Below are 19,463 nucleotides of genomic sequence, written 5' to 3'. Positions count from 1 at the left end.
CGTGCAGCTGCACATCGTCGACCATCCCCTCGCGGCCTCGTCGCTGACCGTCCTGCGGGACGAGCGCACGCCCCGGTCCCGGTTCCGGCCCGTCCTGTACGACCTGGCGATGATGCTCGTGTACGAGGCGACCCGTACGCTGCCGACGATGCCGGTCACCGTCACGACTCCGCTGGCCACGACCTCCGGGGCGCGGCTGGCCGCGGAACCGGTCGTCGTCCCGGTGCTGCGGGCCGGGCTCGGCATGCTGCCGGCGGCGCTCAACCTGCTTCCCGACGCCCACACCGCGTTCATCGGGCTCTCCCGCGACGAGACGACCTTCGAACCCACGGCCTACCTGGAGGCGGTGCCCACCGATCTGGCCGGCCGCCCGGTGCTGCTGCTCGACCCGATGCTCGCCACCGGCGGTTCGGCCCTGCACTGCCTGCGGCTGCTCGCCGACCGCGGGGCGCGGGGCGTCACCGTGGTCTCCGTGGTGGCAGCACCGGAGGGCCTTGCGGCGCTGGAATCCGGTGGCCCTGCGGTCGGCACGGCCGACCTGACCGTTGTGACCGCCGTGGTCGACGAGAGATTGAACGAGACGGCCTATATTGTGCCCGGGCTCGGCGACGCGGGTGATCGGATCTTCGGCGAGATGTGATCTCCGTCGCGTCCGTCGAGCAGATTGCCCGCGGCCGTGTGCAGGTGGAGCAGGCGTGCCGCGGCCTGGTCCCGAGCCGCGGGCACCGCGTCGACGGCATGCCCCGGCACCGGCTCCACGGTCTCGAGGTACACCTTCAGTTTGGGTTCGGTCCCGCTCGGGCGGAAGATCACCCGATCCTCGTCGAGGAACAGCATGAGCACGTCGGCGGGTGGCAGGACCGGATGCGCCGCGTCGGCACGGTCCACGGGGCCGGTACGGTCCACGGGGCGTGCATGATCCACGGGGCGTGCGGGTCGAGGGGGGATCCCTCCCGGCGGTGCGTTCCCGTCCCGCCCGCCGGCCAGCAGGTCACGGACTCCGGTGACGGGACGCCCGGCGAGGCTGGTCGGCGGCTGGACCCGCAGGTGGTGCATCATCTCGTCGATCTGGGTGACGTCGTCGAAGCGCGCCGAGTGTTGCCCCGTGAGATGGACACCGAGTCGTGCGGACAACTCGTCGAGTAGGCCTGGCAGGGTCCGACCTCGTCGCTTCGCCCGCGCGGCGATCAGAGCGATGGCGAGGGCGGCGGTGATGCCGTCCTTGTCGCGGACCAGATCCGGGGCGACGGCGTATCCGAGTGCCTCCTCGTAGCCGAAGACCAGCCGCGCGTCCGCACGCATGATCCACTTGAATCCGGTCAGCGTCTCGGCGTAAGGAACCCCGACCTCGGCGGCCAGCGCACGCAGACCGGAGGAGCTGACGATGGTGGTCGCTACCGGACCGGGGCGGGAGCGCAGGACATGATCGGCGAGAAGCAGACCGACCTCGTCACCGCTGAGTACCCGCCCTCCGACGGCGACGGCGCACCGGTCGGCGTCGGGATCGTTGGCGAGTACCAGATCGGCGTCGATGCGCTCGCCGAGCGCCAGAACCCGGTCCATCGCCCCCGCCTCCTCGGGGTTCGGCCACTGGACTGTCGGAAACTCCGGATCGGGTTCGGCCTGCTCGTGGACGACCTCGGGTGCGGCGAGACCCGCGGCGGTGAACACGGCGCTGAGAACGGCTGCGCCGACACCGTGCAACGGGGTGTACGCAACGGTCAGGGCCGTCGCGTCCGTGGTCACGTCCGTGGTCACGTCTGTGCGTAGGTCGGTGGCTGTGGCTGTGGCTGTGGCTGCCCGGCCGGCGGTGGCCGCCGCGTGTATGTAGTCGTCGACGACATCCGCATCGAGCCTCCGCCAGGTCTCGGCGAGTGGGATCGCCCGGGCGGGGCCGGCAGCCGCGATCATTCCTTCGATCTCACTGTCCGCCGGAGCCACGAGCTGCGCCCCCCGCGCGGCGCCCGAGGAAGCATCACCCAGGTAGACCTTATAGCCGTTGTCGGTGGCCGGATTGTGGCTGGCCGTGACCATCACGCCGGCGTCCGCGCCCAGCCTGCGCACGGTGAAGGCCAGCACCGGAGTGGGCACCGGCCCGGGGAGTACCAGCGCCCGCAGTCCGGCACCGGCGAACACCCGGGCGCTGTCGAGGGCGAACGCCTCGCTGCGATGCCGGGCGTCGTAGCCGACGACGACGGTCGCCGTCGAGGAACTCGGTGCCGCCTGTGCTGGTGGTGTCGCCCTGCTCGTGAGCCAGGTGGCGAGTCCGGCGGCGGCGCGGCGCACCACGGCGGTGTTCATGCCGGCTGGACCGGCGCGCAGTGGCCCGCGCAACCCGGCTGTGCCGAACCGCAGCGGTCCGTGGAAACGTGTGGCCAGCTCCGCGAGCAGCGTGGCATCGTGACCCGCGCCGTCGCGCAGCCGGGCCAGTTCGGCCTGGTCGGCGGGATCCGGATCATCGGCCAGCCAGGCCTCGACCTGCTCGGCGAGTGGGCTGGGCAGGGACGTCGGGCCTGGTCGGGACGAGGACGGCATCGCGATTCCGCCGTGGTCCTACAGCCGGGTGACGATGTCGGCGAGCAGGATACCCATGCGTTCCGCGGCGGCGGCTCCCGTGGCCAGCACCTCGAGATGATCTAGCGGCTCGCCGCTCATCCCCGCTGCGAGGTTGGTGACCAGGGACAGGGCCAGCACCTCCGTTCCGGCGGCCCGCGCCGCGATCGTCTCGTGCACGGTCGACATGCCGACCAGGTCGGCTCCCAGGAGCCGCAGCATGCGGATCTCTGCGGGTGTCTCGAAGTGCGGACCGGGCAGTCCCGCATACACTCCTTCGGCCAGGGTGGGATCGACCTCGCGGGCAAGCGCCCGTAGCCGGGGGGAATAGGCGTCGGTCAGGTCGGTGAACGCCGGACCGACCAGGGGTGAGCGGCCGGTCAGGTTCAGGTGGTCGGCGACCAGGACGGGCTGGCCGACGTACATGTCCGCGCGCAGACCGCCGGCGGCGTTCGTCAGTATGACGGTCGACGCGCCGGCCGCACAGGCCAGGCGGACCGCGTGGACCACCCGGGACAGGTCATGGCCCTCGTAGGGATGTACGCGGCCCAGATAGATCAACAGGCGGCGGTCGCCGAGCTGGACGGAGCGTGCGGTCGGCTTGTGCCCGGGAACGTCGGTGTTGGACGGGAAGCCGCCGAGTTGAGTAAACGTGACCTCGGTGACGTCGGTCGCCTGCCGGGACAGTACATCGGCGGCCGGGGGCCAGCCCGATCCCAGCACAATCGCGATGTCGTGCCGGTCGGCTCCGGTCAGCTCGGCCAGGGTGGCGGCCGAGGCCGCCGCGTTCGGTTCGTCCGCCTGTGCCCTCACCCGGCGACTGTACGGGGTGCGTGGAGGACACTGACGCCCGTGCCCCTGATACCGTCCCATCGTCGTCTCCCGGCAGTGCCCTTGGAGTCCGGCGAGTTCATCGAGGTCGTGCTGCGCGGTCGGCTCACCGACCCGAGCGGGCCCGGACGGTTCACGGCGAAGGTCGAATCCTTCGTCGGACACCGGTTCGGGGCCTCGCGCTGGATCGTGCTGACCGATCGGCGGCTGCTGGTCCTCGCCCCCTTCCCGCGGGAGGGCGACTGGTTCGACGTCGTCTTCGACCGTCGTGAGGTGACGGCGTCCCGAGGCGTCAAGCACGGAGATGTGATCACCGTCGAGCTCACCACTCCCCGCGGCCGTCAGGTCCTGCGCATCTCGGCCCGGCTACGCGGGGAGGCGGGCCGTTTCATCCGCGCGCTGCGCTAACGGCGAACGATCTCGCGGTGCGGGCCCGTGCGGCCCGTGCGGCCTGTCCGGCCCATGCGGTCGCCGGGAGCGGCGGTCTCGCGGTTACCGGCCGATAGGGTCAGGACTGGATCCCGCGACGGGCGCAGTGACATCGCCACACATCTGGCGAGAAAAGTACCCGGCGGGCCGGACCAGACTGCGATGGGAACAACGGATCGATGACTACGACCCAGTCGACCACCGGCGAGCTACCGATCCCGGTGGCGGGGGCCGCCACCTCGGGCGGGCGGCAGCGCACGGCCATGCGCACACATCTGTGCGGTGATCTGCGATCGGATCACGTTGACCAGACCGTGACGGTGTGTGGCTGGGTGGCGCATCGCCGTCAGCACGGCCAGTCGCTGACCTTCGTCGACCTGCGTGACCATTCCGGGATCATTCAGGCGGTCGTCGACGGCTCGGTCGACGTCCGGACCGAGTACGTGTTGCGGATCACCGGTACCGTCGCCGTCCGCCCGGAGGGGACCGCGAACCCCGCCCTGGCCACGGGCGAGGTCGAGCTACGCGACTGCGAGGTGCAGGTGCTCTCGGTCGCGACACCGCCGCCGTTCCCGCTGGACGATCGAGCCGACTCCGTCGATGAGACCACTCGTCTCGCCTACCGCTATCTCGATCTGCGCCGTGACCGGATGCAGCGCAACCTGCGGATCCGCTCGGCGGTTCTTGCGGCGATGCGCTCGGCGCTCGCCCCGCTGGACTTCGTCGAGGTCGAGACGCCGCTGCTGATGCCCTCGACACCGGAGGGAGCGCGGGAGTTCATCGTCCCGTCGCGCCAGTTCCCAGGCAGTTTTTACGCCCTCCCGCAGTCACCCCAGCTTTTCAAGCAGTTGCTCATGGTGGGCGGGACGGATCGCTATTTCCAGTTCGCCCGATGTCTGCGCGACGAGGACCTGCGGGCCGACCGGCAGTACGAGTTCACCCAGCTCGACCTCGAGATGAGCTTCGTGGACCAGGACGACGTGCTCGGCGTGACGTCGGCGGCGGTTTTGGCCGCGGCCCGGGCGGTGACCGGCGGCCCCGTGCTGCCGATCGAGCGGATGTCCTGGCACGAAGCGATGAACCGCTTCGGGGTCGACAAGCCGGACCTGCGGTTCGGCATGGAACTCATAGAGTTGACCGCGGTCTTCGCGGGTAGCGGTTTCAAGGCGTTCGCCGGGGCCGAGGCCGTCAAGGGAATCCGCGTACCCGGCGGGTCAGCCTCGCACAACCGGCGCAAGCTCGACGATCTCACCGCGCGGGCGAAGGGACTGGGCGCGAAGGGCCTGGTCTGGATGCGGGTCGGTCCCGGCGGCGAGCTGGAGTCCCCGGTGGCGAAGTTTCTCGCCGCCGAGGAACTCGCCGGCATCGTCGCGGCAACCGCGGCGGTGGCGGGCGACCTTCTTCTCCTGGTCGCCGACGAGTGGCCGACCACCTGCGAGGTGCTCGGCCAGCTTCGCAACGATCTGGGCCGCCCGCCGGCCGGCGAAGGTCCCTTGCGGTTCGTGTGGGTCGTCGACTTCCCGCTGTTCGTCGGGGTGGATCCCGGCACCGGACGGCCGAAGCCGGGGCATCACCCCTTCACCCGTCCGCACCCCGACGATGTGGACAAGCTGGAGACCGATCCGCTCGCGGTGCGTAGCCGGGCGTACGACCTGGTGCTCAACGGCTGGGAACTCGGATCTGGCTCGATCCGGATCCATGAGAGCGATCTCCAGCAGCGCATCTTCGGGATCCTCGGAATCTCGCCGGCGGAGGCGAGGGCTCGATTCGGCTTCTTCCTCACCCCTTTCGGCTACGGGGCGCCACCGCACGGCGGATTCGCGGTGGGGATCGACCGGTTGGTGGCGATCCTCGCCGGTGAGGAGAACATCCGGGAGGTCATCGCTTTTCCCAAGACCCAGTCGGGACTCGACCCGTTGACGGGCGCCCCGACGCCCGTGACCGATCGTCAGCTGCGTGAGCTGGGGGTGCGGGTGGTCACTGCACCGGCACCGGCACCGGCACCGGGACCGGGACCGGGCCCGGTAGCCGTCTGAGCGCGTCGGGCCCGGCCGATGGGCGGTGAGGTGGTCGGGCCGGGCATTGCCGCGACCAAGCCTTTGGCCAGCTCCCCGGTGGGGGGTGGTGGGGTAGGAACGGGCCGAATGGGGTAGTCACCTTCTGCTGCCCGTGAGCCGAGCCGCTGCCCGTGAGCCGAGCCGCTGCCCGTGAGCCGAGCCGGTGGGTGACGGCTGTCTGGTGCTGGTACCGACCCCGAGATCCCGACCCGAGGAGGCTAGGTGCAGATCCCTTTCTCGTCGTCGTCGAGCACCAGTCTCGGCATCGAATGGGAGCTGCAGCTCGTCGACCAGCAATCGCGCGAACTTCGCGGCGAGGCCAGCGGGATTCTTCACGAGCTGCGGGCGAAGGCCGGGGAGCGCGAGGCGGCCAAGGCCAAGCACGAGCTGTTCGCGTCGACCATCGAGGTCGTCACCGGGGTCTGCGACTCGGTGGAGGAAGCGACCGCGGACCTGGCTGGAACCGTCTCGCTGCTGCGTGATCTGGCGGAACGGCGCGGGATCGGGCTGATGTGCAGTGGCACGCATCCGGCCAGTGACTACATGGGGCAGTGCATCACCGAGGATCATCGCTATTTCCGGCTGGTCAGCCAGATGCAGTGGTTGGCCCGGCGGCTGCTCATCTTCGGCGTCCACGTACACGTCGGAGTGCGGTCTGCGGACAAGGTCATGCCGATCGTGAACGCTCTGATGGCCTATGTTCCGCATTTTCTCGCCCTGTCGGCGTCGTCGCCCTACTGGCTGGGCGGAGACACCGGGCTGGCCTCATCCCGATCACAGGTCTTCGCGAGCCTGCCCACCGCGGGACTGCCGTACCCGTTGGAGGACTGGCCGGGTTTCGAGTCGTTCATGGAGACACTGATTGTCTCCGGCACCATCGAGACGATCCGCGAGGTCTGGTGGGACATTCGTCCACATCCCAACTTCGGCACCGTGGAACTGCGGGTCTGCGATGGTCTGCCGTCCCTGATGGAGGTGGGGGCGGTCGCGGCTCTCGCGCAGTGCCTGGTTGACCGCATGAACACCCAGATCGATCGTGGGTATCGCCTCCCGACTCCGCAACGCTGGCTCGTGCAGGAGAACAAGTGGCGAGCGGCCCGGTACGGTCTGGACGCACAGATCATCGTCGATGGTCGGGGCGGTATCCGGCCGGTCCGGGACGAGATCACCGATCTCGTGGAGGATCTGCTTCCGGTCGCCCACCGCCTCGGTTGTTCATCCGAGCTCTCCGACGCGCTGACCATCCTGCGGACGGGCGCGAGCTATACCCGGCAGCGGGACGCCGCCCGGCGGGCCGGTGGAGATCTCATCCGGGTCGTCGATACCCTGCTCGAAGAGATGAACATGGGCCGTCCGGTAGTCGACGGCTAGACACGTCGGCGAATACCCCGAACCGCACGCGTTCAGGGCCCGCGTGGCGTGTGCAGGGAGGAGCCCGGCCGGCAGATGAAGGTTGACGAGACCGCGGCGGTCGCCGGGTGGGTGGCCGCGCACGAATCCGAGCTGATCGCGTTGCGTCGCGATCTCCACGCCCACCCGGAGCTCGGCCGGCGGGAGCACCGCACCGCCGAGCAGGTCGAGGCGCGACTCCGGGCCGCGGGACTGTCGCCGCAGCGCCTGCCGGACCTTCCTGGCCTGTGGTGTGATATCGGTCTCGGCGTCGATCATGATCCAGATGCTCCCGTGATCATGCTGCGGGCCGACATGGACGCTCTTCCGCTCTCGGATATCAAGGACGTGCGGTACCGCTCCACCGTTCCGGGTGTGGCTCACGCCTGCGGACATGACGTACACACGACCGTGGCGCTCGGCGCCGGACTCGCGCTTGCCGAGATCGCACGCGTGTCTACGCTGCCCGGGACCGTGCGCCTGGTGTTCCAGCCCGCGGAGGAGCTCATGCCGGGCGGCGCGTTGGACGTTATCGACGCGGGAGTGCTGAAGCCGGTGACCACGGCGATCGCGGTGCACTGCGATCCGGCGCTCGACCTGGGCATGATCGGTCTGCGGACGGGTCCGATCACCTCTGCCGCCGATGCCGTCGAAATCACGTTGGCCGGGCCCGGCGGTCACACCTCCCGGCCACAGAACACAGTCGACCTGGTGTACGCGCTCGTCCGCCTTGCGGCCGATCTTCCTGCCGCGTTGGGGCGACTAGTCGATCCCAGGTCGGCGCTCTCCCTGGTCTGGGGTCAGGTGCAGGCGGGAACCGTTACCAACGCCATCCCTCGAACCGGTCAGCTCCGAGGCACGATCCGCACTTTGTCCCGGGAGACCTGGGAGAGCGTGCCGGCGCTGGTCACTCAGGTTGCCGAGCAGCTCATCGCACCGTACGGAGCACAGATCGTGGTCGACTACCGGCGTGGCGTGCCGCCCGTGGTGAACAGCGTGGATGTCGTCGAGGTCCTTCGGACCGTCGTCGACCGTGTGTTTGGTCACGGGGCCTCCACCATGGTGGCGCAATCGCTTGGTGGCGAGGACTTCGGTTGGTATCTGAACCACGTGCCGGGGGCCTTGGCCCGATTGGGCACTCGGACACCCGGCGGCCACACCTACGACCTTCACCAGGGTAGCTTCGACGTGGACGAGAGAGCGATCGGTGTGGGCGTGAAGCTGCTTGCCGGCGCGGCTCTCGATCTGCTGACCCAGACGCCACCGGCGCCGTGATGCGTCACGCAGTCGGTCGCGAACGGAGCTCGGCCACGTAGTCGGCGGGTGCCCCGGCCTTCTCCGCGGAATCGGCGATCATCTCGAGGTACCGGCGCGACGGGAGTCCTCCCTCGTAGGCGTCGAGAACATACGTCCAGGCGAGAGCCTCCCCATCGAGGGTGGAGACCCGCACCCGGATGCGGGTGTACAGGCCGGTGTCCGCGCCTTCCCAGACGTCGAGCCGTTCCAAGTCGTAACGGTCGAGGTCGTACAGAAGGACGTACGCGTGGGCACCCGGAGCCTCGACGATGGTCGGCAAGGCTCCATCCCAACCGACGTTCTCACCGCCGAACGTGAGGCGCCAACCGTTGATCCATCCAGTGCCGGTCACGGGCGAATGCGGGGCCCGCTCCTTCATCTGCGCCGGGTCGAGGTTGCCGGCGTAAGCCGCGTACAAGGTCATTGTGATCTCTCGGAGGGTTACGGTGCGTGATTGTAACTGTAATTTCCGCTCATGAAAGGAGGAAGATGGCCCTACCTGACATCGCCGATGTCGGACTCCGTCTGCGATCCTACGGAGCCTTCCGCACCGGCAGGAGAGCGGCCACGGCGGCGGGGCAAGATGATAAGGAAGCGATACCGGATCGGGAGGGCACGTGACTCGCATCATCATTCTTGGTGGAGGGCCCGGAGGCTACGAGGCGGCTCTCGTTGGAGCCTCACTCGGAGCGACGGTCACCATCATCGACTCGGACGGGGTCGGTGGTGCCTGTGTGCTCACCGACTGCGTCCCCTCCAAAACCTTGATCGCGACTTCGGAGACCATGACGAACCTTGCTCTGGCTCCCGGCCTGGGTGTCCGCCCGCATAGTCTCGGCCCTGGGCCGGAACCGGCGTTGCCCCCCGTGGCCTGGGGGATCAGTACCGGCGCGGACTCGGGCATCCGGCCGCTCACGCCCCCGGAGGTCGTCAATGTGGATGCGGAGCAGGTGTACGAACGGGTCCGTGATCTAGCCAAGGCCCAGTCCCTGGACATCGAGCGCCGGCTCGAGCGCGAGAAGGTCGATGTCGTGCACGCCTCTGGGCGTCTTGTCGGGCCGCACGCAATCGAAACCAGCGCCGGTGAAACCTTCGTCGGCGATGTGATTTTGATCGCGACCGGCGCCTCACCACGCGATCTCCCCACGGCCCAGCCGGATGGTGAGCGGATTCTCACCTGGCGACACCTCTACGACCTCAAGGAGATACCCGAACATCTGGTCGTCGTCGGTTCCGGCGTCACCGGAGCTGAGTTCGCCAGCGCGTATCGGGCGCTTGGCGCCGAGGTCACGCTGGTTTCCTCGCGCGAACGCGTGCTGCCGGGGGAGGACCCGGATGCTGCCCGGGTCATCGAGGATGTGTTTGTGCGGCGTGGGATCGAGGTGCTCAACCGATCGAGGGCGGCGTCGGTACGGCGCATCGGGGACGGTGTGATCGTTGAGCTGACCGACGGCCGGACCGTCACGGGAAGCCATGCTCTGATGGCGGTTGGTTCGGTACCCTGCACCAAGGGCCTCGGGCTGACTGACGTGGGGGTGCGGCTTGGGCCTGGTGGGCATGTGAACGTGGACCGGATGTCGCGGACCTCGGTGCCGGGTGTCTACGCGGCCGGTGACTGCACTGGAGTCCTCCCGCTCGCATCGGTCGCCGCGATGCAGGGGCGTATCGCCATGTGGCACGCCCTCGGCGAGGCCGTCACACCCTTGCGGCTCGGGACGGTGTCGTCCAACATCTTCACCGAGCCGGAAATCGCCACCGTCGGAGTCACGCAGGTGATGAAGGACACCGGGGCAGTCGCAGCCGAGGTGACCACAGTTCCACTCTCGCGGAATCCGCGGGCGAAGATGATGGGTATTGAGGACGGCTTCGTGAAACTGTTCTGCCGTCCGGGGAGTGGAAGCGTGCTTGGCGGTGTCATTGTCGCGCCGCGTGCATCCGAACTCATCCTCTCTATCTCGCTCGCGGTCGAACACGGTCTGACCGTCGATCAAATCGCACATACGTTCTCGATCTACCCGTCGCTCTCCGGGTCGATCACCGAGGCGGCTCGCGTCCTGCGTACGCGCGACTTCTTCGCGGGATTCGACAACCCGGAGTGAGCAGGGGCCCGGCAGGGCCGCATGCGGAACCTCCTGCCATGTCGGGCTGCCATGCCGGGACGACGGCCGGCGCGGCGAGTACTGCCGACGCCTGCCTGTGGAGAAGGCTACGAGCAGGGCTTTTCCACCTGGCCGCGTCTGGGGGATCGTCTGTTCCCGTAGGCGCGGCCGGCGATGTCCGCGGGATGAAACCGGTTCGCGGCGTGGCTCTGACTCTCGGGCCGACGTGCCGACGGCATCATCGTCTGAAGCATGCGGGTGAGTAAGAGGTCCGGGTGTCGTGTCGAAAAAGACACGACGGGAAGCCCGGGACGGCCGGCCGCCCCGGGCTCACATGGCTCTTCGCGGAAGGACTGAAGGTTGCGCCAGGACAAGCCTGGGCATTTCATCTGGACGAGCCCAGAGGGGCGTCGATATCACATATCACCAGAGCAGTATCTGGCGGATGTTGTTATCGAGGGCCGCCTCCGGCCCGAGGTGCACCGGTCCGAGTAAGCGAAAAGCTGAGAAATGTGACATTCCTGGTTAAATCACTCCGTGTCCCCGTCCTCCTTGTCCTCATCGTCGCTCGTGGGGAAAACCGGAGGAAAGCCATGCTGTTCCAGTCGGCGGTTCCGGAAGAACCCGCTGGTGGCGAAGCCGAGCCCGATCCCAGAGATCAGAAGAAACGCGACGACGACGGCTCGGACTCCGAACTCACCGGGCAACAGGGAAAAGATCAGCGCGAAGGGCAACATCAGCAGGAAGGGCCGTGCCGCCTGGCGCAGCCTCCAGCCGGGGCCGGTGAGGTCATGCGAGACCCAGTCGTTGTAGGCCGGAGGAAGGGTCCCCCCAAGCAGGTAGTGCACTCGCCCGGTCAGCGGTGGTCGCTGAACGACTGGGCGGGCCACCGCTAGCTCCCGGTCCTGGCCGCTCACCGTCGGGCTGTCGTTACCGTCCATACCTCGCAGCCTATGAAGTCTGCGGTGGAGAGGTGGCAGCCGACGGTGGGCAGGTCGAGCTTCGGTGCGTTCTAGTCTTTGATCTCACAGAGCACGGTGCCGCTGGTGACAACGGCGCCGACGGCCGCAGCCAGTCCGGTGACCGTGCCATCCCGGTGCGCGTTGATCGGCTGTTCCATCTTCATCGCTTCCAGAACAATGATCAGATCACCCGCGGAAACAGCGTCGCCGTCGTTGACCGCGACCTTCACGATGGTGCCCTGCATGGGACTGGTCAGGGCGTCGCCCGTGACCTTGGCCGCAGCCGTGCCGCGAGCGCGCCGCTTGGGCGCCGCTCCCCGGGAAGCGGCGACGGGGGCAGAACCGAATCCGGCGGGTAGCACGACTTCGAGGCGTTTGCCGCTTACCTCGACAACCACGGTCTCCCGCGGCTCGGGGGTGGTGTCGGCCTCAGTCCCTCCCGCGAAGGCCGGGATGGTGTTGTCGAACTCGGTTTCGATCCAGCGGTTGTGGATACGGAAAGGCTCCGCGGCGTCCTCTGGGGCGAAGGCGGGATCCCGTACGACCGCGCGGTGGAATGGCAGTGCCGTCGCCATTCCCTCGATGATCATCTCGTCGAGGGCGCGCCGAGCCCGCTGCAGAGCTTCCTGCCGGGTTGCTCCGGTGATGATGAGCTTTGCGAGCAGGGAGTCGAAAGCGCCGCCGATGACGCTGCCGCTTTCGATGCCGGTATCGAGTCGGACGCCGGGGCCGGCCGGCGCGATCAGCTTGGTGACCGTGCCGGGGGCGGGAAGGAAGTTACGGCCGGGATCCTCACCGTTGATGCGGAATTCGATGGAGTGACCGCGAGGAGCCGGATCGGTGAAGTCAAGTGCCTCACCCTCTGCGATGCGGAACTGGGCGCGAACCAGGTCCACTCCGGAGACCTCTTCGGTCACCGGATGCTCGACCTGGAGGCGGGTATTGACTTCAAGGAAGCTGATCATGCCATCGCGGGCGACGAGGAACTCGACGGTCCCGGCCCCGATATAGCCGGCTTCCTTGCAGATCGCCCTCGAGGCGTCGTACAGCGAGTGGAGCTGAGCCTCCGAGAGAAACGGTGCCGGCGCCTCCTCCACGAGCTTCTGGTAACGGCGCTGGAGCGAGCAGTCGCGGGTACCGACCACGACGACGTTGCCGTGCGTGTCCGCCAGGATCTGGGTCTCGACGTGGCGGGGCTGGTCCAGGTACCGCTCGACGAAGCACTCTCCGCGACCGAACGCCGCGACCGCCTCCCGGACGGCACTGTCGAACAGTTCGGGGAGCTCCTCCGCGGTCCAAGCGACCTTCAGCCCGCGCCCTCCGCCACCAAAAGCGGCCTTGATGGCAACCGGAAGGCCGTACTGCTTGGCGAAGGTGACAACTTCATCGACGCCGGCTACGGGGTCTGCGGTGCCAGGCGCGAGTGGCGCACCGACCGCTAGTGCAATATGCCGGGCCGCGGTCTTGTCCCCGAGACGGCGGATGGCCTCCGGCGGCGGGCCGATCCAGGTGAGGCCTGCGGAGATCACGGCCTCCGCGAAGTCCGCGTTCTCCGAGAGAAAACCGTATCCCGGGTGGACGGCATCGGCCCCGGAGGACTTGCAGGCATCGAGAATTTTGTCGATGCGCAGGTATGAATCACCAGGGGTCGTGCCCCCCAACGCAAATGCCTCGTCAGCAACGCGTACGTGCAGGGCATTGATATCCGGTTCCGCGTATACTGCGACGCTGGTGTATCCGGCGTCGCGGCAGGCGCGGGCTACTCGAACCGCGATTTCTCCCCGATTGGCGATGAGGATCTTACGCACGTCGCTCCCGTCCTCGTCCGGCCTGCCTGAGTGTAGGTGAGTCGGGCCGCACATTTTGCTGTCGTTGTACCCAGATGTGATGCTGCAGACATCCCGGCGTCATGCCTATCGGTTGATCACCAGTCGGCTCGAGTGCGCGCACCCGGCGTCATCCCGGACCTTTGCCACGCGCCCGGTCCGGTGGTGAGGCTGCCACGGAGCGCCAGCGTCGGGCTGGCCCAGGATGAACGGCGGATGGCCGGCGCCGACGAGGGAGCGGCACGAGCCGTCAGGAGCGCCACCACAGCGGCGATCTCCTCCGGCGTCGCCTCGCCGCGGATCAGCTGCAGCCGAGGCCGACTCGCCCGCCTGTCATCGTCCTGAACCACGTTTCTCTCCTCGGTACCTCGAGTAGCTGGTGCGTCGTGAGTATGCCGTCCGTGGACCTCTGAGGCCCGGGAGATCTCCGTCGGGGAGATCCTCCTTCCGGCGAGCTGGCGACGGCAGATATCGTCTATAGCGGGATGTTGCCGTGCTTCTTCGGTGGCAGGGATTCACGTTTGGTACGCAGCAGACGCAGCGCTCGAATGACCTCGCACCGCGTTGCCGACGGGCTGATGACCGCGTCGAGATAGCCCCGTTCCGCCGCGATGTAAGGGGTCGCGAAGTGATCGGTGTAGTCCTGGATCAGCTCTGCCCGACGAGTCTCCGGTGACTCGGACCTGGCTAGATCCCGTCGATAGATGATGTTGACGGCACCCCGGGCGCCCATCACCGCGATCTCGGCGGTCGGCCAGGCGAGGTTGATGTCCGCCCGCAGGTGCTTGGACCCCATGACGTCGTAGGCACCGCCGTAGGCCTTCCGAATGATCACCGTCACCTTCGGTACGGTGGCCTCTGCGTAGGCGTAGATCAGCTTGGCGCCACGGCGAATGATGCCGTTCCACTCCTGGGAGGTGCCGGGGAGGAAGCCGGGGACGTCGACCAGGGTCAGCACCGGGATGTTGAATGCGTCGCAGGTCCGGACGAACCGGGCGGCCTTCTCGCTGGCGTCGATGTCGAGGGTGCCGGCGAACTGCATCGGCTGGTTGGCGACCACCCCGATAGAACGTCCATCCACCCGGCCGAATCCGACGATCATGTTCTGGGCGAACTGGGTGTGGACCTCGAGAAAGTCACCCTCGTCGAGGAGCCGCTCGATGATCTGGTGCATGTCGTACGGAGTGTTCGGGGAGTCGGGGATGAACGTGTCGAGATCCGGGTCGATCTCGGCGTCCAGATCGTCCACGGCGTCGTAGCTCGGGGCGTCGTCGAGATTGTTCGACGGAAGGAACGACAGCAGCGCACGGGCGAGCTCGAGGCACTCCGTCTCGTCGGCCGACTGGAAGTGCGCGACACCGCTGCGGGAGTTGTGGGTGTGTGCGCCACCCAGTTCCTCCATGCCCACGTCCTCGCCGGTGACTTCCTTGATCACGTCGGGGCCAGTGATGAACATGTGGCTGGTCTGGTCGACCATCAGGGTAAAGTCGGTGATCGCCGGCGAGTACACGGCGCCACCGGCGCATGGTCCCATGATCAGCGAGAGCTGTGGGATGACGCCGGAGGCCATCACGTTGCGGTAGAAGATTTCGCCGTACAGACCGAGGGAGACGACGCCCTCCTGGATACGCGCTCCGCCGGAGTCGTTGATACCCACGACGGGGCAGCCCGTCTTCAACGCAAGATCCATGATTTTGACGATCTTCTCACCGAAGACCTCACCCAGGCTGCCACCGAAAACGGTGAAGTCCTGGCTGAACACGCAGACCTGCCGGCCGTCGACAGTCCCGTACCCGGTCACCACGCCGTCGCCATACGGCCGGTTGGCCTGGACGCCGAAGTCGTGCGCGCGATGGCGGGCGAAGGCGTCGGTCTCGACGAACGACCCGGGGTCGAGGAAGGCCTCGACCCGTTCGCGGGCTGTCATCTTGCCCTTGGCATGCTGCGCGTCGACCGCTCGCTGGGACCCGGCGTGGACGGCATCATCGTTCACGCGCCGCAGTTGGGCGAGTCGGCCTGCGGTGGTGTGCGGGTCGGGAGCGGAATCCTCTGCGGGCGCGGGAAGAGCCATAACCGGCAGCGTACGACCCCCGCGGGTCCACGCGTGTGATTGATGTGCAGCGGATCTCACCGGATAGGCAAGATTCGTGGGCCTCCGGTGAGTTAACCGTATCCCGGATCAGTTTGCTGATCGTCCGCTGATCGCCCGAGTCGCCGGCGGGTGACCGGACGGTCTGGCAGGGTGGACCGGTGTCACCCTCGAAGGAGCCTTCACCCGTGGGACCCTCTTCCGAGCAGCCCGCGTCCGGCAAGCTCCCGCCCGGCAAGCCCTCGCCGACGTCCCCTCGGGCCCGCTCTGTCGGGGAGGGGCGATCCGCGTCCATCGGAACACGTGAACCGCTGGACGCCGCACGCCTCGCGGCCCGTGCCGCCGCGGTTGGCCTCGACCTGACGGTGGTAGAGGAGATCGACTCGACCAACGCCGCGCTGGCGCGCATCGCCCGGGGCGAAGACACCGCCCGCGGCCGGGGACAGGTTCTCGTCGCCGAACGGCAGACGGCGGGTCGTGGCCGGCTCGACCGATCCTGGGAGTCTCGCCCTGGCGCCGGGTTGACGGTCTCGCTGCTGCTGCGACCCCGGGTAGCGATGTCCCTGCTCGGCTGGCTGCCTATGGTGGTCGGAACCTCGCTCCTGGCGACGCTACGTGAGGTGGCGGCGGTTCCCGCAGTCCTGAAATGGCCCAATGACGTTCTCGTCGACGATGCGAAGCTCGCCGGCATCCTGGTCGAGGTCGTCCAGATCCCATTGTCGTCACCTTCGGTGATTATCGGTTTTGGGTTGAATGTCATGGCGGAGCGTGACGAGCTCCCGGAGCGGTCGACGAGCCTGCTGCTCAGCGGCGCGCTTCCGGCGGCTCTGGACCGGACCGAGCTGCTCGGGGTGGTACTCGCCGATCTCGTCGGGGCGATCACTGGCTGGGAGGCTGACCCGCAAGCGGCTCGCGCGGAGTACCTACGGGTGTGCGCGACGATCGGCCGGCGGGTGCGCGTCGAGCTGCCGGACGGTTCGGCGGTGCTCGGGACCGCCAGCGATGTTGACCCCGACGGCCGGCTCGTCGTCGACGGGCGACCCTACAGCGCCGCCGACATCGTTCACCTGCGGTGACGAGGGACCCGGCAGCGATCTGTCAGCCCGAGATGCGACGATCGTTGCCGTGGCGTTTCCCGACGATATCCTCACCCAGGACGAAGAGGTTGTCCTCCATCTGCACCCGCACTGGGTCAGCCTGGTAGTCCCGGCGCTCTGGACGGTTGCCGCCCTCCTTTTCGCCGTGCTGGGGGTTTTCTTCGCACCCGGAGGGGTGTTGCAGAAGCCCATCCAGTACCTCGTGCTTCTGGTCGCCTTCGGTGCAATCGGTTATCTGAGTGTGATGCCATGGCTACGTCGAATGACAACCCATTACGTCGTGACGAACCATCGACTGATGATCCGCGAAGGGGTCGTCACGCGGGTTGGGCGTGATGTCCCGTTCGCCTGGTTGGTTGGTGCGACCGTGCAGCAGAACGTCCTCGACCGGGTTCTGGGCTCGGGTGAGCTGATCATTGAGACGGTGGGGCAGCGGGGCCGGGTCAGCCTGTCGTGCATGCCGCACGCCGAGCGGGTGCAGGAAACCCTTGCCGATCTCTCCGCGCCCTACCAGTCACGGGGCTATCCGGGGGCCTGACGCCGGGACGGCCGGAGGCAGCAAGCACGGCCGATCCGTCACACCGGGTCGAACTCCCGCCACCATGCGAGCAGTTTGTCGGCCTGCGGATCCTCCGTGGCGAAACCGAGACGCTCGTCGTCAACCGTCCAGAACACCGAGAACCGACCGGGTCCTGCATCGCACAGGAAGGTGCCACGGCGTCGGGAGCTGCGTGCCCAGCGCTCGATGCCGGTCTGTCCCTGATAACAGTTGCCGACGCCGGCGAGGGCTGCGGACCGGCGGGCGATGTCGCGGGCCAGGGCCGAGGCGTCCGGGTAACGCAGGACGAGGATTCGAGCGGGGGCCGGAGCATCGGTCGCCACCCCGGGGACGCAGCTGAGGGCCGCCTCCACGCCACCGGGTACCGCCTGTCCCTCGCTGGGCGGCGCACTCGCGCACTCGCCGACCGCGAACGGCTTGAGCGAGGACCGCAGCCGTGCCTCGGCGGCATCGAGCGTCGGGCCCGGCGACGGTCCGACGCCGGCCCCTCCGGAGGCCACGGTGCCTCCCGTGCCCGTCGTGCCGGCCGCCGACGGGTGGCGACCGGTGGGGCTGTCGCTCGGATCGCGGGTCACGGCGAGTCCGATGGTGACGCCACCCGCGATCAGAGCCACGATGATCAAGATGATCGCGGTGAGGGGCCCGCGACGCCACCACGAGTCGGTTCCACTGGATGGATCCTCGTCACCGTCGGCCGGATTCCGCGGGAATCCGTCTTCGGAACCGTTCACAGGTATCCGGTCTCCCGAGGAAGGTCAGCTCAATGACGGAGTGGATCGAATGACTTCCACCATCTGTTGAGGTTACCCGGATCATGATCATTCGCGGAGAACGCGATTCGATAGTCGTCGTAGGTCCAGAACTCGTAGAAACGCTTCGCGAAGAAGTAGCACAGCCGGGTGCCACCGGTCGACTCGGCCGGCGAGCTCCACCGCTCCGAGCTCTGCTGGCCGTCGTCGCAGTTCCCCTCGTCGTAGTAGTACGTTTCACGGGCGCCGATCTGCCGGTCCATGGCGGACTGACTCGGGAAGTGGAACGCGGTGACCTCGATGCTGCTGGGATCCTTGCAGACGAGGGCGGCGTCGGCATAGGCGCTGTCACGGTGTGTGGGGACGGCGCATCCCGTCATGACGACCGGGTTCAGTAGCGAGCGGAGGATCTCCTGTGGATTGCCGGCCGGCTGTCCACCGTTCCCCGACGCTCCGGTGGCCGATGTTGTGGCGACGGATTGTCCGCTCGTCGTGTCGGTGCCGTCCTCGCCGGTGAACACGACGACTCCGAGCAGGATCACCAGGGTCAGGAGGAGGCCGCCGCCCGCGAACAGCAGGCGTCGATCCACGCTGACTTCGTGCCGGGAGGCTGTGCCGCGCTTGGCCAAGGGGGCTACGGCGCGCTCGGGCCCGGCCGCATTGGCGGGGATTCCTGTCGGGTGGGCGGGCGGCTCCGGTGGCGGAAGTCCCGGCAACAGCCCCGGTAACGACGAGGGCCGTCTGGATTCCGCAGGTGCGCCGAGCCGTGTGGCGGTGGCCGTGTCGACCGAGGGGGCGGACGTGCCAAGGAGATTGACGGGCGCCGGCGCTGGAAAGCCGCCGGTCGGGACAGGCGTCCCGACCGGCGGAGGGAATCCGTTCGGCGGGTTGACACCGATTGTCACTCCGGGAGCTGGCGCCGGATAACCGATGGGCGGTGCGGACGGCGCGACATGCGCGTCAACGCCGTCCGTGGACCTGCCCCGGGCCCCGAAGGCTCCGAGGAAGGCCGTGTCACCGTTCGTGCCGAGCCCGGTGCCGGTTCCGGCCGCGAGGGTTCCGGGCTGGTTAATGTCGCTGCCCTGGATGCCGGGCCGTCCGGTGGGCGGGGGGCTGGGTGGGGTCAGGCGGTAGGTGAGGTCGCCGTCGTCCAGCCATGGTGACGATGGGGCGTGGTGTGGGGACATCGACAGTCCGGAGGACGTCCGAGGTCCCGAAGGCAGGGGCGGCGGCAGGTCCGGGCCCGACGGGGGCCCCGGCGGGAACGGCCGTTCCGGAGTGGACGGGAACCCCGGAACCGAGAGGGATTCCACGGTCGACGGGGTTCCGGGAGCCGACGGGGTTCCGGGAGACAGGGGAGGCTCGAAGGTCACCGGGGACTCAGCGTCGCCGGATCTGGTTGGCGAGCCGTAGTAGAGCGGACCGGGCGGGCCGGCCATGCCTGTGGGCGGCCCAGGGGGTCCCGGGGGCCCGGGAGGTCCCTGCATCCCCGACCGAGCCGGCAGGCCAGGCGGAGTCGGTGGTCCC

17 protein-coding genes are annotated in these 19,463 nt (G+C 68.1%); 8 read left to right on the top strand and 9 right to left on the bottom strand.

The window, feature by feature from the left end; all coding sequences use genetic code 11:
• Nucleotide 1 precedes the first annotated feature (1 nt).
• Nucleotides 2-640: a uracil phosphoribosyltransferase gene (gene upp / locus AC08OV_RS13275; protein WP_476613975.1), complete on the top strand. Its 639-nt coding sequence runs from the start codon at nt 2-4 to the stop codon at nt 638-640.
• Here upp and AC08OV_RS13270 read toward each other — a convergent pair.
• A complete protein-coding gene (locus AC08OV_RS13270; RefSeq protein ID WP_476613974.1) occupies nt 586-2,535 on the bottom strand; it encodes a phospho-sugar mutase in 1,950 nt (649 codons plus the stop codon). The two genes, upp and AC08OV_RS13270, sit on opposite strands and share 55 nt — an antisense overlap.
• Before the next feature lie 18 nt (nt 2,536-2,553).
• Nucleotides 2,554-3,366: a purine-nucleoside phosphorylase gene (locus AC08OV_RS13265; protein WP_476613973.1), complete on the bottom strand. Its 813-nt coding sequence runs from the start codon at nt 3,364-3,366 to the stop codon at nt 2,554-2,556.
• 39 nt (nt 3,367-3,405) lie between these two features.
• Here AC08OV_RS13265 and AC08OV_RS13260 point away from each other — a divergent pair, with 39 nt between their 5' ends.
• The 4 genes from AC08OV_RS13260 to AC08OV_RS13245 all read left to right on the top strand — a co-directional run bounded on the left by AC08OV_RS13260 (nt 3,406) and on the right by AC08OV_RS13245 (nt 8,534).
• A complete protein-coding gene (locus AC08OV_RS13260; RefSeq protein WP_476613972.1) occupies nt 3,406-3,792 on the top strand; it encodes a hypothetical protein in 387 nt (128 codons plus the stop codon).
• A gap of 200 nt (nt 3,793-3,992) precedes the next feature.
• Nucleotides 3,993-5,849 carry an aspartate--tRNA ligase gene (aspS, locus tag AC08OV_RS13255; protein ID WP_476613971.1) on the top strand — a complete coding sequence of 619 codons (1,857 nt, stop codon included), beginning with the start codon at nt 3,993-3,995 and terminating at the stop codon, nt 5,847-5,849.
• A gap of 243 nt (nt 5,850-6,092) precedes the next feature.
• The gene (locus AC08OV_RS13250) at nt 6,093-7,241 is read left to right on the top strand and encodes a glutamate--cysteine ligase (RefSeq protein WP_476614138.1); all 1,149 of its coding nucleotides are present in this window, start codon (nt 6,093-6,095) and stop codon (nt 7,239-7,241) included.
• A gap of 75 nt (nt 7,242-7,316) precedes the next feature.
• Nucleotides 7,317-8,534: an amidohydrolase gene (locus tag AC08OV_RS13245; RefSeq protein WP_476614137.1), complete on the top strand. Its 1,218-nt coding sequence runs from the start codon at nt 7,317-7,319 to the stop codon at nt 8,532-8,534.
• A 4-nt stretch (nt 8,535-8,538) separates the two neighbouring features.
• On the opposite strand, the gene AC08OV_RS13240 is transcribed toward AC08OV_RS13245, so the two are convergent.
• Complete coding sequence (locus AC08OV_RS13240; protein WP_011435148.1) at nt 8,539-8,979, bottom strand: gamma-glutamylcyclotransferase family protein; 441 nt, start codon at nt 8,977-8,979, stop codon at nt 8,539-8,541.
• 193 nt (nt 8,980-9,172) lie between these two features.
• On the opposite strand from AC08OV_RS13240, the gene AC08OV_RS13235 reads away from it, so the two are divergent.
• Nucleotides 9,173-10,654, top strand: a complete 1,482-nt coding sequence (locus AC08OV_RS13235; protein WP_476614136.1) for an NAD(P)H-quinone dehydrogenase — start codon at nt 9,173-9,175, stop codon at nt 10,652-10,654.
• Nucleotides 10,655-11,184: 530 nt separating this feature from the next.
• Here AC08OV_RS13235 and AC08OV_RS13230 read toward each other — a convergent pair.
• The 4 genes from AC08OV_RS13230 to AC08OV_RS13215 all read right to left on the bottom strand — a co-directional run bounded on the left by AC08OV_RS13230 (nt 11,185) and on the right by AC08OV_RS13215 (nt 15,513).
• Nucleotides 11,185-11,595 (bottom strand): DUF5313 family protein, encoded by a 411-nt coding sequence (locus AC08OV_RS13230; RefSeq protein WP_462203569.1) that lies wholly within the window; start codon nt 11,593-11,595, stop codon nt 11,185-11,187.
• Between the two features lie 71 nt (nt 11,596-11,666).
• The gene (locus AC08OV_RS13225) at nt 11,667-13,424 is read right to left on the bottom strand and encodes an acetyl/propionyl/methylcrotonyl-CoA carboxylase subunit alpha (RefSeq protein ID WP_476601355.1); all 1,758 of its coding nucleotides are present in this window, start codon (nt 13,422-13,424) and stop codon (nt 11,667-11,669) included.
• A 116-nt stretch (nt 13,425-13,540) separates the two neighbouring features.
• Nucleotides 13,541-13,792 carry an acyl-CoA carboxylase subunit epsilon gene (locus AC08OV_RS13220; RefSeq protein WP_476614135.1) on the bottom strand — a complete coding sequence of 84 codons (252 nt, stop codon included), beginning with the start codon at nt 13,790-13,792 and terminating at the stop codon, nt 13,541-13,543.
• 125 nt (nt 13,793-13,917) lie between these two features.
• Nucleotides 13,918-15,513 carry an acyl-CoA carboxylase subunit beta gene (locus AC08OV_RS13215; RefSeq protein WP_476614134.1) on the bottom strand — a complete coding sequence of 532 codons (1,596 nt, stop codon included), beginning with the start codon at nt 15,511-15,513 and terminating at the stop codon, nt 13,918-13,920.
• A gap of 206 nt (nt 15,514-15,719) precedes the next feature.
• On the opposite strand from AC08OV_RS13215, the gene AC08OV_RS13210 reads away from it, so the two are divergent.
• Together AC08OV_RS13210 and AC08OV_RS13205 are read left to right on the top strand one after the other, a co-directional pair.
• Complete coding sequence (locus AC08OV_RS13210) at nt 15,720-16,607, top strand: biotin--[acetyl-CoA-carboxylase] ligase (RefSeq protein WP_476614133.1); 888 nt, start codon at nt 15,720-15,722, stop codon at nt 16,605-16,607.
• A 49-nt stretch (nt 16,608-16,656) separates the two neighbouring features.
• Nucleotides 16,657-17,166 carry a PH domain-containing protein gene (locus AC08OV_RS13205; protein WP_476601358.1) on the top strand — a complete coding sequence of 170 codons (510 nt, stop codon included), beginning with the start codon at nt 16,657-16,659 and terminating at the stop codon, nt 17,164-17,166.
• Nucleotides 17,167-17,204: 38 nt separating this feature from the next.
• Here AC08OV_RS13205 and AC08OV_RS13200 read toward each other — a convergent pair whose 3' ends face one another.
• The gene (locus AC08OV_RS13200) at nt 17,205-17,918 is read right to left on the bottom strand and encodes a hypothetical protein (protein WP_476614132.1); all 714 of its coding nucleotides are present in this window, start codon (nt 17,916-17,918) and stop codon (nt 17,205-17,207) included.
• A 29-nt stretch (nt 17,919-17,947) separates the two neighbouring features.
• Complete coding sequence (locus AC08OV_RS13195; protein WP_476614131.1) at nt 17,948-18,526, bottom strand: hypothetical protein; 579 nt, start codon at nt 18,524-18,526, stop codon at nt 17,948-17,950.
• Nucleotides 18,527-19,463 lie beyond the last annotated feature (937 nt).

Source organism: Frankia sp. CeTa3Moorea, from assembly GCF_978021225.1.
Note: the sequence above shows the minus strand (reverse complement) of the source record. Positions and strands in the feature narration are given on the sequence as shown.